General features: G+C 41.8%; 15 protein-coding genes. 7 read left to right on the top strand and 8 right to left on the bottom strand.

Annotated elements, in window-relative coordinates; genetic code table 11:
- The 4 genes from GO816_RS00325 (at position 1) to GO816_RS00340 (ending at position 2835) form a co-directional block, all read left to right on the top strand.
- Positions 1-900, top strand: coding sequence for a glycosyltransferase family 8 protein (locus GO816_RS00325; RefSeq protein WP_157539366.1), 900 nt, complete (start codon positions 1-3; stop codon positions 898-900).
- Between the two features lie 63 nt (positions 901-963).
- Positions 964-1506: a bifunctional pyr operon transcriptional regulator/uracil phosphoribosyltransferase PyrR gene (gene pyrR / locus GO816_RS00330; RefSeq protein WP_157539367.1), complete on the top strand. Its 543-nt coding sequence runs from the start codon at positions 964-966 to the stop codon at positions 1504-1506.
- Positions 1507-1614: 108 nt separating this feature from the next.
- Positions 1615-2541, top strand: coding sequence for an aspartate carbamoyltransferase catalytic subunit (locus tag GO816_RS00335; protein WP_157539368.1), 927 nt, complete (start codon positions 1615-1617; stop codon positions 2539-2541).
- Between the two features lie 9 nt (positions 2542-2550).
- Entirely contained in the window at positions 2551-2835 is a 285-nt protein-coding gene (locus GO816_RS00340; RefSeq protein WP_157539369.1) for a hypothetical protein, read from the top strand.
- A 102-nt stretch (positions 2836-2937) separates the two neighbouring features.
- Here the strand turns inward: GO816_RS00340 and GO816_RS00345 are convergent, their stop codons facing one another.
- From GO816_RS00345 to GO816_RS00370, 6 genes are all read right to left on the bottom strand, one after another.
- The gene (locus tag GO816_RS00345) at positions 2938-4092 is read right to left on the bottom strand and encodes an efflux RND transporter periplasmic adaptor subunit (RefSeq protein WP_157539370.1); all 1155 of its coding nucleotides are present in this window, start codon (positions 4090-4092) and stop codon (positions 2938-2940) included.
- Between the two features lie 50 nt (positions 4093-4142).
- Positions 4143-7385 carry an efflux RND transporter permease subunit gene (locus GO816_RS00350; RefSeq protein ID WP_157539371.1) on the bottom strand — a complete coding sequence of 1081 codons (3243 nt, stop codon included), beginning with the start codon at positions 7383-7385 and terminating at the stop codon, positions 4143-4145.
- Between the two features lie 21 nt (positions 7386-7406).
- Positions 7407-8822 (bottom strand): TolC family protein, encoded by a 1416-nt coding sequence (locus GO816_RS00355; protein WP_157539372.1) that lies wholly within the window; start codon positions 8820-8822, stop codon positions 7407-7409.
- A 241-nt stretch (positions 8823-9063) separates the two neighbouring features.
- Complete coding sequence (locus tag GO816_RS00360) at positions 9064-10368, bottom strand: flavin monoamine oxidase family protein (RefSeq protein ID WP_157539373.1); 1305 nt, start codon at positions 10366-10368, stop codon at positions 9064-9066.
- Positions 10369-10515: 147 nt separating this feature from the next.
- A complete protein-coding gene (locus GO816_RS00365; RefSeq protein ID WP_317163563.1) occupies positions 10516-11277 on the bottom strand; it encodes an MBL fold metallo-hydrolase in 762 nt (253 codons plus the stop codon).
- The gene (locus GO816_RS00370) at positions 11274-11546 is read right to left on the bottom strand and encodes a hypothetical protein (protein ID WP_157539374.1); all 273 of its coding nucleotides are present in this window, start codon (positions 11544-11546) and stop codon (positions 11274-11276) included. The genes GO816_RS00365 and GO816_RS00370 overlap by 4 nt, the downstream gene beginning before the upstream one ends.
- Before the next feature lie 138 nt (positions 11547-11684).
- On the opposite strand from GO816_RS00370, the gene GO816_RS00375 reads away from it, so the two are divergent.
- Positions 11685-12572, top strand: a complete 888-nt coding sequence (locus GO816_RS00375) for a TraB/GumN family protein (protein WP_157539375.1) — start codon at positions 11685-11687, stop codon at positions 12570-12572.
- 135 nt (positions 12573-12707) lie between these two features.
- The gene (locus GO816_RS00380; protein ID WP_157539376.1) at positions 12708-15161 is read left to right on the top strand and encodes an ABC transporter permease; all 2454 of its coding nucleotides are present in this window, start codon (positions 12708-12710) and stop codon (positions 15159-15161) included.
- Between the two features lie 71 nt (positions 15162-15232).
- Here GO816_RS00380 and GO816_RS00385 read toward each other — a convergent pair whose 3' ends face one another.
- Complete coding sequence (locus GO816_RS00385; RefSeq protein WP_157539377.1) at positions 15233-15862, bottom strand: chloramphenicol acetyltransferase; 630 nt, start codon at positions 15860-15862, stop codon at positions 15233-15235.
- On the bottom strand, positions 15859-16548 hold the full coding sequence (locus tag GO816_RS00390) for an HAD family hydrolase (RefSeq protein ID WP_157539378.1): 690 nt from the start codon (positions 16546-16548) through the stop codon (positions 15859-15861). The genes GO816_RS00385 and GO816_RS00390 overlap by 4 nt, the downstream gene beginning before the upstream one ends.
- Positions 16549-16892: 344 nt before the next feature.
- Between GO816_RS00390 and queA the strand changes: the two genes are divergently transcribed.
- Positions 16893-17942: a tRNA preQ1(34) S-adenosylmethionine ribosyltransferase-isomerase QueA gene (queA, locus tag GO816_RS00395; RefSeq protein WP_157539379.1), complete on the top strand. Its 1050-nt coding sequence runs from the start codon at positions 16893-16895 to the stop codon at positions 17940-17942.
- Positions 17943-18023: the final 81 nt, after the last annotated feature.

An 18023-nucleotide genomic window follows, 5' to 3' on the forward strand; every position in this document is an offset into this window, starting at 1 on the left:
ATGCCTAATTTGGTTAAAAAGCCTTTGAACACACATTCCATAGCCGTTACGTTTGATGATAATTACATGCAGCACGCCTGCGTTATGTTGCAATCATTAAACACTCACCTAACCAGCGATGTTAGGGTATTTTGTATATACAACAATCTTAAAGAAAAAAGCAGGCAGCTCCTTAATAAACATTTTGCTGGTAGTAAAATCAAACTTGAGTTTATTGAGTTTGATAAAGCAGTTTTGCCATTATTACCTATCAAGGAAAATGATCATGTGTCTGAAGCTGCATTTTTCAGAATATGGTTACCATACCTGCTGCCCGGAGAAAAACAGGTACTGTTTCTGGATACCGATTTGATAGTTAACGGAGATATAAGTCCTCCCTTACAATTGGATATTTCCGCCTATCCTGTGGCTGCCATTCCAGACAGCATGAGTGAGGAGAAAAAGGCAACGCTTGGCATACTTCCAACATCGCATTATTTCAATTCAGGTGTAATGTTAATGAACCTGGTTTATTTCAGGCAACATGACCTAACGCAAAAACTATCAGAATTTATAACCAATTTTCCGCAATTATGTGAGTTTTGGGATCAGGATGCGTTCAACGGCGTTATTAAAGGCAATTTTTATGTGCTGGAACCAAAGTACAACGCGCAATCCTGGCACTTTGATAAAAATTGTAATGAAAGATTTATAGAAGTTGCCACTAACCCGGCAATTGTTCATTTTACCGGGGCAGGCCCTAATAAGCCATGGTTATTTCATAACCAACATCCGCTTAAAAAACTGTATTACCATTACCTGGTAAAAACGCCTTTTGCAGGTTATATACCTCCTGATATTCCACGTAGCTGGCGCATTTTCAGGGTAATTCGTTTTATGATATACAAGTATCTGTCATAAGCGTACAATCAATTACCTAATTGCTTACCATTTTTTTTACCTTTGCCCAAATCTACTTCAACGATGCAGAATTTGACGTTGCTTGATGGCCCTAAGTTTCAAATTACTATTCAGCGCCTTTGCAGGCAACTGATAGAAAATCATAACGACTTTTCAAACGCTATTTTAATTGGGATCCAGCCAAGGGGTATTTACCTGGCCCGCAGGGTTGCTGATGAATTGCGTAAAATTTTGAACAAGCCAATTCTTCAGGGCGATTTGGATATTACCTTTTACCGCGATGATTTTCGCAGGCGCGAAGGTCCGCTGGTGCCCAATCAAACTAAAATAGATTTTATTATTGAAGGCAAGAACGTAGTATTGATGGACGACGTGCTTTGGACAGGCCGTACTATTAGGGCTGCCATGGATGCCATGCTGGCGTTTGGCCGTCCGGGTAAGGTTGAATTGCTCACACTGGTTGACCGTAGATATTCAAGACACATACCTGTAACTGCTGACTATACTGGCATTGAGGTGGATTCCATTGCATCACAAAAGGTTGTTGTAAGCTGGAAAGAAACCGATGGCGAAGACAAGATAGTGTTACTATCTGAAGAGTTATAAATGATGTGGGGTTTCGAAGTTCAATTCGGAATCTGAACGTTATCTTCTCTCAAAACAACAAGACTGAATCAAATCTGAAATCGAAAACTCGATATCCGAAAATAAAAAATGGGACTAAGCACAAGACACTTATTAGGCATTAAAGATTTAAACCGCAACGATATTGAGCTCATTTTTAACACGGCCGATACGTTTAAAGATGTAATAAACCGCCCTATAAAAAAAGTGCCGTCACTACGTGATGTTACCATAGCCAATATCTTCTTCGAAAATTCAACCCGTACACGCTTATCGTTTGAATTGGCAGAGCGTCGTCTTTCGGCCGATACGTTGAACTTTGCGGCGTCATCCTCATCGGTAAGCAAGGGTGAAACCTTGATTGATACGGTAAACAACATACTGGCCATGAAGGTGGATATGGTTGTTATGCGCCACCCTTACGCCGGTGCCGGTGTATTTCTGTCAAAACATGTAAAGGCACAGATTGTGAATGCGGGTGACGGTGCTCACGAGCATCCCACACAGGCATTGTTAGATGCTTTCTCGATACGTGAAAAACTGGGTGATGTTGAAGGCAAAAAGATAGTTATTGTAGGCGATATTTTGCACTCACGCGTTGCCCTTTCAAACATTTTATGCCTAAAGCAATTAGGTGCCGAGGTAATGGTGTGTGGGCCTACAACGCTTATACCAAAATACATAGGCTCATTAGGTGTTAAGGTTGAGCATGATTTAAGGAAAGCGCTTAATTGGTGCGATGTAGCCAACATGCTGCGTATACAACTGGAACGTCAGGATATTAAATACTTTCCATCACTACGTGAGTACACTATGCTATATGGTCTTGATAAGCAGATATTAGATAGCCTTGATAAAGAGATACTGGTAATGCACCCGGGCCCTATTAACCGCGGCGTTGAGATTACCAGCGATGTAGCAGATAGCAAGCAATCACTCATTTTAGACCAGGTTGAAAATGGCGTTGCGGTGCGCATGGCTGTACTATACCTTTTAGCGGGCCAATCAGGAGCATAATTATAAGGTATGATAACATTCCAACTGCTTAACAATTACGTTTTAAAAATTGAGCCGGAAAAAGAGAAGGCTAGCCGGCTTAAGCTTATTGTGAAGCAAATGGGCAAAGAACTCGTTTGCCGTAAGGAAGGGTTGAACCCGCTGCTTGATTTTTTATACAACAACGAGGAACACCTATTTAAGGGCCGCTTACGGCTAAGCAAAAAGAAAGGCACCATTACCGTTTACTTAAACGACGAAGTAATTGGTACCATAGGCTCAAGAGATTTGCTTGAAAAGCTGGAAAAGCTATAATTGCTGAATACAATCACTAGAACTTCCCCGCCGACAACGCCTTAGTTACCCGGCAATCTTTCTGCAACAATTTAAGACTAATTAGTTTAAAGTTTCAGCTAACTAATTAGTCGTTTCTTCCTTATTTGCAGCAGCTTTGTCATCAACTGTACCACCGTCGCGTATTTCATCTGTGGCTGCAAGAATGATTTTATCGCCCGCTTTAAGATCTTTGCTGTACACCTGTACGCCGTCTTTGCTTTGTAGTCCTTTTTGCACATCAACCCACTCAGCTTTATGATTACCAGCCACACGTATTACAAACATCTTTTCGGTTGATTGCACCAACGCTGTTTTGGGCACCACAAATGAACTGTCTTTTGACTTTAATGGAATACTCACCTCGGCATACATGCCAGGTAGAAGAATCTTTTTTGGATTTTCCACATCCATCTCTAATCGCTCTGATCTCAACCGGGCATCTAGCGCACCGGCAGCACGTTTTACCTTAGCTGTAAATTCCTTTTCGGGCAGAGCACGCACTGTAAAGCTAACTTCTTCTTTTCCTGTTAAAGCACCAGTACTCATTTCGGGCACGGATATCACTAAGCGTAATTTCTTTTGTTGCTGAACTACAAATAAAGGCAAATCCGACCCTTTTCCATTTGGTCCTACATAAGCACCCATGCTGGCGTTACGCTCGCTTACAACGCCGTCAAACGGCGCGCGAATTTGCAAGTATTGCAGGTTTTGGCTAACCTCCTGTAAGCCTGCCTTGGCAGCCTCAACATTTGCATAGTCAGACTTTTGACGGGCATTAGCCAAATCAATATCATTTTGTGCAATGGTGCCCGGAGTTTTAGCCGTATTTACCAAACGGTCGTAGTTTGCTTTACTAGCCAGGTATACTGCTTCCTGCTGCTTAACACGCGCACGTGCCGATGCCAGTTGCGAATTTATCTCGGGTGCTTCTAAAATGATCATCAACTGTCCTCTGCGCACTTCCGAACCCACATCAACCAGGTATTTTTTTACGTAGCTGTTTAATTTGGCATAAATACTTACCTGCTGATAAGGGTTAAGTTCGCCCGGTACTTGTAAAGAAGACATCATTTTGCTTTTCTCCAAAACAACAGTTTCTACCGGAGGTACGCCGGTTTCACTTTGCTCTTCAGCTGCATTTTCTTTCTTTTCGTTGTGACAGGCGCTTAAGCTCAAAACACCGGCTAAACTAAGCAGTAATACTGGTGCAATAATTTGGCTTCGTAGGTTTTTCATTTTGTATTTATACAGGTAGCAATTTATCTATTATTAATTCAGCAGCTCGGTTATTCGGCATCACGCGCCGGAACATATTCTGGTACATAATACTTGCTTTCCGAATCTTCAGGGTCAAGCGATACAGACTGTGTAGTGGTTTTTCCTTGAACCCACGCAAATACCAGCGGAAGTATGATTAGCGAGGCAAAGGTTGAAAAAATAAGTCCGCCTATAACCGCACGTCCCAAGGGTGATGTTTGATCGCCGCCCTCGCCAAGCCCCGATGCCATAGGTATCATACCTACAATCATGGCTAAACTGGTCATTAAAATTGGGCGTAACCTTAAAGCCACTGATTCGCGAGCTGATTTTAAGGCATTGCCATTAACCATACGCAACTCCTCGGCATTGGTAATTAACAACACCGAGTTGGATATAGCCACACCAACCGCCATAATCATACCCATGTATGATTGCAGGTTGAGCGTAGCCCCTGTACCCCAAACCAGCAATAATGAGCCCAATATAACTGCCGGAACGGTTGATAACACCACCAGTGAAACTTTAAAGGACTGGAAGTTGGCGGTAAGCATTAAGAAAATAACCACAATAGCAACCAACAAGCCGCTTTGCAAACTACCCAAAGTATCATCAAGAGTTTGACCTAAACCGCGTGGCTCAATGGTTAAACCGCGTGGCAGTTCGCCCAGGTTTTTAATTACTTCTTTTACCTCACCCAAGGCACTGCCCAAGTCTTTATTATCAAGATTTGCCGTTACCGACAGCGTAGGAATTGCACCGATGTTATCGTTTTCGCCATAAGTGGTATCTACTTTAACGGTTGCAACGTCGCTCAATACCGGGCGGCGCTGGTTAGCCATAACCGGAATTTCCTTGATATCATTAACACTGGCCATTTGATATTCAGGCACCTGAACCTGCACGTTATAACTTAAACCTACTTTTTCGTCGAGCCAAACATTTTTTTCGGTAAAGCGTGATGACGATGTAGAGGCAGTTAACGAGCGTGATATTTCGCCAATCCCAACGCCCAACTGTGCAGCACGGGCTCTATCAATATTAATATTTATTGCCGGATACTTGAACGATTGCGCAATTTGCACATCACGCAGGTACTTTATTTTTTTTAACTCGCGTAGCACTTTGTAAGCGTACGCCACATTTTGCTTTTTGTTCTTGCTAGTAATAGCCACCTCAACAGGTGTTGGCGATCCCTGGCTTAAAATTTTGTCGGTAAGGTCAATTGGCTCAAAAGATATTTTAGCATTTGGAATACTCCTTTTAACCTCACGCCGCAACTTTTCTTTTAGGCCGTCAAGCGAGCCTTCATACTCTTCTGTCAATGCGGCTTGAATTACAGCTTCCTGTGGCCCGGCCATAAACAGGTAAATGGGGCTGGTTGAGAACTGTGAAGGGTGCTGACCTACAAAAGCCGACGTTACCGATATCTTATCTTTGCCAACAACCTTACTTAATATTTTAAGCGCTTCTACGGTTGCCATTTCTGTACGTTCTAAACGGGTGCCATCGGGCAAGCGTAAACGCATTTGAAACGTGCCCGACTCAACCTTTGGCAATACATCACGGCCAATCACGTTGAACATTAGTACAGCTAAACCACCCGCCACTAAAATATAAAGGCTTACAATCCACTTGCTTTTTGGTAGCATGGCATCCATACAACGCATAAACCAGTGCCTGAATTTGTCAAATTTGCTTTCTTTAACACCATGTTCCTGCAAGGCATGCCTTGCCGAGGCTTCCTTCATTTCATGTTCGTCTTCTTCGCCACGACTATATGCTGGATTTTCATGATCGTTTTTCATTAGCCAGTTGGCCATGATGGGCACAAATGTTTGCGCTAAAAAGTACGATGTAATCATGGAAAAGCCAATGGCCAGCGCAAGGGGCAGGAACAACGCGCCCGGAATACCCGTCATGGTAAAAGCCGGCGCAAATACCGCCAATATACAGAAGAGGATAAGCAGCTTGGGGAAAGCGATTTCCTTACAGGCATCCCATATAGCCAAAGCCTTAGGTTTGCCCATGGCAAAGTGCTGGTGAATGTTTTCGATGGTAACAGTTGATTCATCTACCAGAATACCTATGGCGAGCGACAAGCCGCTTAGCGTCATGATGTTAATGGTTTGACCAAATAGCTTTAAAAACAGTATACCCGACACAATTGATGCTGGTATAGTAAGGATAACAATAAGCGCTCCTCTCCTGTCGCCCAAAAACAATAAAACCATTAAGCCCGTAAGTATAGCGCCTATGGCACCTTCCTCGGCTAAACTTTTAACAGCGTTAATTACGTAGGTTGATTGATCAAACACGTATGAAAGCTGCACATCCTCGGGTAGCAATGCCTGAAAACGCGGAATAGCTTTTTTCAGGTTCTGCACCACTTCCCAGGTAGAGGCATCGGCCGATTTGGTTATGGGCAAGTAAACCGAACGTTTGCCGTTAACCAAGGCATAACTACTGGTGATGTCGGCACCATCTTCTACGGTGGCTACATCTTTTAAAAATACGGTTTGGATGTTATTACGATAAAGCGGAATGTCACCAAAATCTTTTACGGCTTTCATTGAAGTATTAGCCGGTGTGAGATAATTGTAATCACCTATGCGTACGTTACCTGCGGGTGAATTAAGGTTGTTCTCCCGTATTGAGGTAACAATTTGGTCGGGCGTTAAGTTGTGCGAACGCAGCAAAGTAGGATCTACCTTTACCACCACCGTACGAGTGTTACCACCAAACGGTGCGGGAGACACCAAGCCCGGAACGGATGTAAATGACGAACGTACGTAAACGTTAGCCAAATCAAGCAATTCATTATTGGTACGCTTAGGACTGGTTAAAACCAACTGACCAACCGGTAAGGTAGAGGCATCAAAACGTAAAATAAACGGCGGCTGCGAACCAGGCGGAAATATGGCCTGGGCACGGTTGGTATAAGCTGATACCTCGGCGGCGGCCTGCGCCATGTTAGTACCTTCGTAAAACGATAATTTAATAAGCGTTAAGCCTTGAATATTACGCGTCTCGATACTTTTTACGCCTGATACATATAGCAAGAGGTTAACATACTGCTTGCCGAAATATGATTCCATTTGCGTAGGTGTGTAACCACCATACGGATGCGACACATAAATTACCGGCAAATTTAAGTCGGGGAAAATATCAATTTTAATACTGCGTATAGCATTTAGCCCAAAAAAGAACAGGCCGGCAACTAATACAAGTATGGTGATGGGTTTACGAAGTGCAAATCTTATGAGTCCCATTTATGTGTGGCAGATGTTAGCTTAAAAATTATTTATAAAAACGTCAAAATCGCCGGTTGAGGCAGCCTTAAATAGCAGTGCCTGCCAAACATTGTTATAGGCAATGTAATTGCTGGTTTCGGCCCGGTAAAGTGTGTACAATGCCTGCTGAAAATCTGTTATGGTGGCTAAGCCGTTTTTATACAGCGTTGTTTTTTGCAAATATGCTTCATTTGCCGAGCGTATTTGTCCTGGTGCTTCGGCCGCGTTTTTCAGTGCGTTGCTTATACGAGTATTGGCAAGTACCTGTTGGTTACGTAGCTGCTGGTCAACTAAATCATACTCATCCTGGTATTGCCTTGATATTAACCTTTGTGATTGCACCTGATATTTGGTACGAAACAGGCTGCTGAAATTCCACGAAGTTGCTATGCCCACCAAATAGTTATAGCGTGTTGGATTAATAGCATCAATATAACTTCCTGTATGTGCAACCGGGGTGTTAATAGCGGGAGCAAGCGTAAAGCCCGACCCCCTGCCCTGTAATGTACCTACGAATGAAAATGTAGGCAGAGCAAAGGTTTTCTGATACCTTGCCTGTTCGTCACTTACTTGTATACGATCTTTATAGTACTGTAAAACCGGGTGGGCTCCCTGTGCAACTGATGCCTGCTTATCAGGCATCATGGGGTTACGCACTAAAAAGGTACTATCGAGCGAAAAATCTCGAGGGGGATTTGCATAGCCCAGGTATTGCGAAAGTTGGTTGACCTGCTCCTGCTCATTTTGCTGTGCGTTGGTAAGCTGGATTTTAGCGTTGGAAACCTCTGTGTTAGCTAACGAAGAATCAACACCCGGGTTAAGCCCATTTTTAACACGCGCTACTATTACTTTTCGTATTTCCTGCGTACGGTTAAGATTATCCTGTTGTACCTTAACCAGGCGTTGCCCGGCCAGCACATTGAGGTAAGCTGCAGCTATGCGAACCTTATGCTGAAACTCCTGCTGACCTAAGTCGGCTTCATCACGGTTAACAATTTGCTTTTGCACTTTTATGCGCTCCATAGCACGACCAAAAGCAAAAAAATCCCAGTTTACGTTGGTGAGATACAGCGCACCGAATGCAGCATTCCAGCTTTGATTTGGCAATGCCGGCCCCGATGATGAAACAGCCAGGCCACGGTAGCCAATCAGCGGACCATTCTGTCCGTTAATAGTTCCGTAAGCATTTTGAGCCGAAAAATTAAGGTCGGGTAAATATTCGGCTTTTGTTTCCTTCAAATAAGCTTTTGATGAGCCAAGCTGATTTTTTTTTGCCTTTATAGCCGGATGATTATCTACGCCAAGTTGCACAGCTTCTTTCATGCTTAAGGCCACAATGTCTTGTGCATTCACATTTAAGGCAGCAACTAAGCCTAAAGTACAAAAGCTTAAATAGATTGATATTTTGCTAAACATCAGGTAGGGAAATTACAATAGAGACAGGCAAATGTAGTCCGTTTTAAAAGGAATTTAAAACATATACATGCGTTCATGCTATTGTAAAGCCATTGTTGCCGGGCAAAGACATTGAGATGACAATACACCATTTTTAAATGCTTGGATAAGATTTAACTGATGACTAAGCTATATCTAATCAATAGTTCTATGCTTTCGCCTCATTGCATGTCGAATGCTCACTTCTCCAGTAACCTCAAGGTTATAAAAGCATATGCTCTGCAACATCACGCCCGCTTGTTAATGCAGCTTCTACGGTTCCCATTGATGGGCCTTGATACATAAATTCACCAGCAAAATAAAGTGTGCTATCAATCGGTTTGTTCAGCAGCTTTAGGCTTTCGGTTGTATGTACAGTATCGTAGGCGTAAGACCCGTATACATAGGGTTCAGCTGTCCAATTCGCTACATGCCATGTCAGGAGCTTATCCTTAAGCACTTCCACGTCATAGTTAAATATATGCGCAAGCGAAGCAACGGCCTCATGCATTATTTGCTGATTTGTATAACCGCTAAGTTTTACAGCGGCGGGCCCGCCTAACCAACCCGTAAGTAACGATGAATGCTGAGGTAACTGTGTCCACCATGTAGGTACCTTTTCATCAGAGAATAAAAACATTGCATTATCAAGCTTTCCTCCGAGTGGAGCACTCACATCAACATTTTCCCAAAAGGCTTCATCAAACTGTAAGAGTATTTTAACTATGGACCCAAAGCCAAGCTTTTGTAAAGCGGCGTAATGGTTAGGTATTTCGGGCTGTATTGTAATTTTACCCTTTGCCTTTGGTGAAGCTTGCCATACACCAAGTGGAATAGCAAGAATTACTTTTTCGGCTTCGTAAGTATCGCCATCAGTAGTTATTATGTTAACCGTTCCGGTATTCCAGGTAACCTGGTTTACTGCTGCGTTTAAAAATATCTGACCACCTGAATGCTTTATTTCTCCGGTCAAATAATTGATAAGTGAACAATAGCCGTTATCAATACGGTATTGTGCGCTATCATCTTCACTCTCCCATTCATTGCGCATGGCAAAAGCGCTGAGCTTTTCAGGGTCGGCAGTGTCATACCCTGCTGCATACCGCCTAACCGATTCACATAGCTTTTGATGTGATTCATCAGGAAAGTATTGTTGTAAGAATTCATTGAGCGGTAAGTCATGCTCAAGGTTATGCAGTTGTTCAATAAGCTCATCCCAGCCCTCAGTGATATCATTTTCTTGCTTAAACTGCCCATTGCTGTAATGCCACATTTGCCCGCTAGCAGCGTGATAAGTAAGCTGAGCCTTTTTCAATAAGTCAGAAGTAACAGGCAGGTCGCCATGTACAAATTCGGCGCCTAGCTCGGCATGATTAAAAAATGATGCGTTGTGGAGCGTATGTATACGCCCGCCGGTGCGGTTGCAGGCTTCAAGTACAACAACCTTTTTGCCGGCCTTACTTAAAGTATAAGCCGCCATTAAACCCGCAGCACCTGCTCCAATGATAAGCACGTCTGTGTTTTCCATAAAAATGTAGATGGCGCAATGTAGGGATTTTTTTTAAGTGCAAAAATGCCAAGAGCACCGGTGGCACGGAGAGGGAAAACGAAATGGCATGCCCCTACTGATACTTCAACAATACGAAGTAACTAAGGTACTTACACATTGTACTGATTAGCAGGTTATCTTAAGTCCATCATAGGCAAGCTTAACCCCTTCAGGCAATTCTTGTGATACATCGGCATATTTGCCCAACCTATGACTTATGTGCGTAAAATAAGTCTCTTCGGCACCAATCATTTTAGCGAAAGCAATAGCTTCATCAAAAGTAAAGTGCGATATATGCGGCTGTTTTTGCAATGCGTTTATAACTAAAACTTTTGTGCCTTTAATTTTTTCAACCTCAGCCGGTGCTATCGTTTTAGCATCAGTTATATATGTAAAATCACCTATACGGAAGCCAAGCACCTGTAAGCGGTAATGCATTACCTCAATAGGTATAAAATTTACCAGGCCAACATTAAATGGTTGGTCACTTATGGTATGCAGGTTAAGCTGCGGTATACCCGGGTATTTAAATGAAGCAAAAATATAAGCAAACTCCTGCTTAAGTGATTGCTGCACCCTATCGGTTGCATAAATGTCCATCGGAGCCTGCTGAACAAAGTTAAATGCCCTTACATCATCCAAGCCAGCGGTATGATCTTTATGCTCATGAGTATATATAATTGCATCCAGGTGCTTTACGCCTTCGCGCAGCATTTGGTAACGAAAATCAGGTCCGCTATCAATAACAATAACCTTTCCCTCCGCTTCAATCATAATAGAGCTGCGTAAGCGTTTATCATGCTTATCAGTGGAGGTACACACCTCGCAATCGCAGGCGATGATGGGTACGCCCTGTGATGTTCCTGTTCCTAAAAAAGTAATAATCACAGCTCCAGTTCGGTTTGTTTAATTTGATTTAATAATCCTAATTGCTTATCGTCAAGCTGCTTTACATCAATCTCCAACTGCCTTATCAGCTCGGTTACGGCTTGTATCTTACTTTCGAGGTTTGAAAACTTATTTACCACAATCATGCGGCTGTTTTGCAACAGGCAGGCATTAGTTTTAAAGTTACCCTTTTCGTACCTTACTTTGTACTCGGCAGCCTTCAACAAGTTTTCAAGCTTTTCAAGGGTATGATTTGTATTGGTAAGCATTAAAACCAAAAGTAATAAAAGTATTGCTATTTGGTAAGAATTTGCCCTTGCTAGTGCATCACCATACATTTTTTTACCTTAAATGTATATTTTACGCCTATACAGCAACCATGGTGTATAATATATAAACCAACTCAAATGAAACACTTAAACCTTATCAGTAAGCTCTTTTGCCTTACTACCGCATTATTGCTTTCGGCCAGTGCTCATGCACAACAAAAGGGATTGCTTTGGCAAATAACCGGTAAAAACATCGCCCAACCAACTTACCTTTTCGGTACCATTCATCTGTTCGATACTACCCTTTATCGCCTACCCGATGCGGTGATGAATAAGCTTACCCAAACCAAAAAAGTTTATTTTGAGCTTGACTTCAGTAAAATTAACCCTGCCGAAATGCTGCCCTACATTATGATTAAAGACAGCACACAGCAACTTGATAACTTATTTGACGCAACCACTTTGGCCAAACTAAAAGAGATTACAAAAACCTCACCCATGATGCAGGGTATGGGGCCAATGCTGTATAAATTTAAACCGTTATTTTTAACAACCCTCCTGCTTAACAATGGCAAAGCCGTTACCATTGATATGGAAATGCAAAAACGTGCAGTTGCTTTAAATGATAGTGTAGGCGGCCTGGAAACCGTTGCCGAACAAATGCAGGCCTTAGATGCGGTATCAATTGCCAAGCAAGTACAAATGATGCAAGAGTTTATTAAAAGCTATACTACAGCCGACGAGCTTGTCAAAAAACTTACTGAAATTTACGTTAAGCAAGACATTGAAAACCTTTTAACAGAATTAAATAACAATGCACCTATTGACGCCAGTTTTAACGAAGCGTTATTGGTAAAACGTAATATAACTATGGCCAACCGCATAGATAAGGTTTTAGGCAAGCAAAGTACGATGATAGCAGTTGGCAGCGGCCATTTAGGCGGAAAAGATGGCTTAATTACGTTATTAAAAGCAAAAGGCTATAAATTAAAAAACGTACCATTTGTCTTTGAGAAGGTAAAATAGCGTGCCGGGAGCGAACAACAGGTGTACGCTATCGAACGCTAACAGTATCAAACGAAACTTATATATCTGACAATCAAACAAATACATACTTGGCATAATGTTATCATATATTTTGTATAACGTTAACCCTACACCATGTTTAAAAACTACTTAAAAACTGCAATACGGAGCTTACTGAAGCAAAAGGTATTTAGTGTTATAAATGTTATTGGTTTAGCCATAGGCATAAGTGCTGCTATGGTTATTTATCTGATAGTAAGTTACGATTTTAGTTTTAACAAACTGCAGGCAGATGATGAACGTATTTACAGGGTAGTATCAAACTTTTCATACCAGGGCGAAGACAATTATAATTCGGGCGTACCGGTTCCCTTAGGTCCTGCTGTAAAGGCCGGGGTAACCGGCGTTGATGTGGTTGCTCCTTTTTACGGTTATGGCTATGAAGGAAAAATAACTGTTGACAGTGCTAACGGTACTCCTAAAACCATAAAAAAGCAGCAGCATATTGTCGTTACCGATGGCTCATACTTTGACCTGCTAAATTACAAATGGTTGGCCGGCTCGCAGGCTCAGGCGTTTAAGGCTCCAAACCAGGTAGTCCTTACTGCCAAACAGGCTAAACTATATTTTCCGCATTTGAGCTACGCAGCCATGATGGGCAAGCAGGTAACTTATGAAGATACCTTGCGCACCACAGTTGCGGGCATTGTAGAAGACCTGCAGGTAAAAACCGACTTTGTTTTTCACGACTTTATAAGTTTGAAAACGGCGGACACGCATAAACGCATGATTGAAGAATACACCAACTCAAATTGGGGAAACACATCTTCATCAAATCAGCTCCTTATAAAGGTAAGAAAAGATGCATCAATAGCGCTCATCAAAAAACAAATTAATGCGCTATATGAAAAAAACCGTGACAAGAAGTACAGTAGCTCAGGCCAAACTCATGAGTTTGATTTACAGCCTTTAAACGATATACATTTTAATAGCAGGTATGATGCTTTTGACGGACGCCAGGCTAATAAAACCGTGTTGTACAGTTTGCTTGGTGTAGCAGCATTTTTGCTTGCGCTGGGTTGTATAAACTTTATTAATCTTACTACGGCTCAATCTGTACAGCGCTCTAAAGAAATTGGTGTACGTAAAACAATTGGTGGTACAAGGCAGCAGCTTATAGGGCAATTTTTGACCGAAACATTTGTTCTTACCGTTATTGCAACGTTAATATCGGCATTAATAGCTTACTACCTGCTGCAACTCTTTGGTGATTTTATTCCCAAAGAAATTTCTTACAGCATGCTTTTTACACGCGAGGTATTTTTATTTGTATTTGCATTGATCATTGTCATAACACTTGCCTCAGGCTTGTACCCAGCTATTATGCTGTCATCCTTTAAACCAGTACACGTGTTGAAAGGGCATGAGGCAAATGGCAAAACCCGCGGTACTTACTTACGCAAAACGCTTACAGTTACTCAATTTGTAATAGCCCAGTTTTTCATTATGGCTACGCTGATGGTTGGCAGCCAAATTAGTTATGTATTAAGTAAAGATCTTGGCTTTTCAAAAGATGCCATATTATACATAAGCACCCCCTGGAAACAATCAGCATCAAATAAAAAGGAACTATTAGCCAAAAAAATCCAGGCGCTGCCACAGGTGAAACTGGTTGCGGTGGGCGGCCCTGCCCCATCGGCAAGCGGTACCTGGAGCAGCTATATGCAATATAAAGATGGTAAGAAGGAAACAGAGACTGAGGTGTTTCTTAAAAACGGCGATGAAAATTATATTGATGTATATCAGCTCCGCTTATTGGCAGGCAGAAAACTAGAACCGCGTGACAGTGCTTCAAAAACATTTGTTATCAATGAAACTTATGCGCATACATTAGGCTTTAAAGATGCCCGCAAAGCTACCGGAGTTATGATTGATTATAATGATAAAAAAGTACCCGTGGTTGGCGTGGTAAGAGATTTTTATCAAAAATCATTACACACAGCCATAAAACCCGTAGCCGTCATTCTAAACAATCGTATGAACTATAACAATGTACACGTTGCATTACAGCCACAACAAGGCAAGTCGTGGTCAAAGTCAATTGAGCAAATGCAAGATATATTTAAACAATTGTATCCGGATGAAGAATTTAGCTACACCTTTATTGATGAGAGCGTAGCAAGGTTTTATAAAGCCGAACAAGACACCGCTAAATTACTTAACTGGGCAACCGCGCTATCAGTACTAATAAGCTGCATGGGCTTGTTAGGTTTGGCTATACATAGTACCAACCAACGCATAAAAGAAATTGGCGTTCGCAAAGTTTTAGGTGCTTCGGTAACCCAAATTGTAACGCTTTTAAGCGCCGATTTTGTGAAACTGATTGTGATAGCGTTTATTATTTCGTTGCCTCTTGGCTGGTACGCTATGCATCAGTGGTTGCAGCGCTTTGCCTATCACACACCAATTAGCTGGTGGATATTTGGCGGGGCTATACTACTCACTGTTTCAATAGCACTAATCACAATGAGTATGCAAACTGTTAAGGCTGCACTTGCCAACCCGGTTAAAAGCTTAAGAAGCGAATAAGAACAAAATACTGGAACTTAAGTGGATGCATAATTTGGCTATGCATTCACTTAAGTTTTAAGTCATTGATACTAAAGACCGCCGTTAAGCAAATCCTGATACACCTGTATGTACTGTCCAACATGCAGGCCGTCCATTAGTGCATGATGCACGTGGATAGACACCGCCATAATTTTTTGACCCTCAATATCGGTTATGCGACCAAAACTCACCTTAGGTACACTATCGTTCCGGCTAAACGAGCGTGCATGTGAGAGGGACGTAAAGTTGATCCATGGCAAGGCCGAAAAATGCAATACATCGTTTCCTCCGCTTGGGGGAAACAATTCAGTTGTGCTTTGTACCCGCGCAATTTCCAATTCGGCGCCCTCTAAAAACCTTTCAAACGACGGATGATAATTAATATGTGAAAAGCCAAATGTACTATCAGGCCTGTTAATGGTTGCCGAAGCATGCACCTCATCATATACTACCACTTCATCATCTTCTATACGGTAGCGAAACGGCGTAACCATGTTTGCAGCTCCTAATGCCTGGTACAAATAGTAAATGAATAATGAAATTCCTGCAGACTTTGCATGCTCATATGCCAGAGTTAAATCAACGTTCACCGTTACACCGTAAAAAGGCTCTTCAAATTGCTGAAAAAATTCAAAGTGTTGCTTACGCGGCCATTTATCAAGGTCAAGTATGTGTTTCATGAATTGAGATATTGTAAAATTTCGGTAATCGAATTAACGCTTTTGAAGTTAGGATGCTCAACCTGGCTCTCCACCATCTCGTGCACCCAGGTAATGTGAAAAGGCACATGTACCGCATGCGCACCTATGTTAAGTACCGGTATAATGTCAGACTTAAGTGAGTTACCAATCATAAGCAATTCATGGGGTTGAATATCCAGATGCTTAACCAGTTTAAGATAACTGGCATCGTCTTTTTCAGACATTACTTCAATGTGATGGAAATAACCGCTTAAACCGGATTTCTTCAATTTGCGTTCCTGATCTAACAAATCGCCTTTTGTGGCAACCACCAGCCGGTACCTGTTTTGTAAAGATTGAAGCACTTCCTCAACACCATCAATTAACTCAATGGGCTGGTTAAGCATCTCCTTTCCAAGATTCAATATACGGCCGATAGCTTCTACGCTTATTTGCCCGGCAGTTACGCTGAGCGCAGTTTCAACCATTGAAAGTACAAAGCCTTTGATGCCATAACCGTAAAGACTGAGATTGTTTATTTCTGTCTTTAAAAGTTCACGTTCCAAACTGTGGTGAGGCATAAATTCACTAAACAGGCTGCAAAACTTCTCCTCGGTTTGCCTGAAGTAAGGCTCATTAACCCAAAGCGTATCATCGGCGTCAAATGCGATAACTTTAATGTTCATTTTAGCGGTATAAAGCACAAATATGCCTAAAAATACCTTTCGTTAACAAGAAAGTTACGATGTGATACGAGTAACTAAATGTTAAAAAACTTGACTTATAAAACTTTAAAGAATATTTTTGTAACTGAAGCAACAATCTTGGGTTGTTGTTTTCATAAGTAAATTATTAGATTTAGAAAACCGGATGCGATATCCGGTTTTCTTATTTATACCATCCTATAATGGCATTTTAAGCGTTTAACTTTTTAATTTACTTTGCTCCGACACAATGCAACGCTTAAAACGTTGACATATACATAAATAAATGCGTACATTTGCGCCCTAAAATTCTATTTGTATAAAATATGAAATTATCTCAATTTAAGTTCAATCTTCCCGAATCATTGATTGCTCACAACCCGTCTGACGTTCGTGATGAATCTCGCCTGATGGTGTTGCACCGCGACTCTGGTAAAATTGAGCACAAGATATTTAAGGATGTTTTGGATTACTTTGACGATCAGGATGTTATGATCCTTAATAACACCAAAGTATTCCCTGCCCGTATGTACGGCAACAAGGAAAAAACCGGTGCTACTATTGAGGTTTTTCTACTGCGCGAGCTTAATAAAGAGCTACGCCTTTGGGACGTTTTGGTTGATCCGGCTCGTAAAATTCGTGTTGGTAACAAGTTATACTTTGGCGACGATGACCTGTTGGTTGCCGAGGTAGTTGACAATACTACCTCACGTGGCCGTACCATTCGCTTTTTATTTGATGGAACCGACGAAGAGTTTCGCCGTAACGTTGAAATTTTAGGTGAAACTCCGCTTCCTAAATACATTAAACGTAAAGCTACCGCCGACGATAAAGAGCGTTACCAAACTATTTTTGCTAAAAACGAAGGTGCAGTTGCTGCTCCTACTGCAGGTTTGCACTTTAGCCGTGAGTTAATGAAACGCCTGGAGCTAAAAGGTGTTGAGTTTGCCGAGGTAACATTACACGTTGGTTTAGGCACCTTCCGCCAGGTGGAGGTTGAAGACCTTACCAAGCACAAAATGGATTCGGAGCAATTTATTATAGAGCAAAAACAAGCTGATATTGTAAACCGTGGTATTGAGCGCAAAAAACGCATCTGTGCTGTTGGTACCACTTCAATGCGCACCATCGAGTCGGCGGTTTCGGCTAACAAAACGTTAAAATCTGCTAACGACTGGACCAGCAAGTTTATCTTCCCTCCGTATGAATTTAGCATTGCCAACTCAATGATTACAAATTTTCACACACCTGAATCAACCCTGTTGATGATGATTTGTGCCTTTGGTGGTTATGAGCATGTAATGAATGCATATGAAATTGCCGTAAAAGAAAAATACCGCTTTTACAGCTATGGTGATGCCATGTTAATTATATAGTAAGCTCATAGTTAAAAACTATGTTACTGTCTTAATATGAAAACGCTGTGCTTATGCACGGCGTTTTTTATTCATTATCTT

Source organism: Mucilaginibacter aquatilis (genome assembly GCF_009755275.1).
Taxonomy (GTDB): Bacteria; Bacteroidota; Bacteroidia; order Sphingobacteriales; family Sphingobacteriaceae; genus Mucilaginibacter; species Mucilaginibacter aquatilis.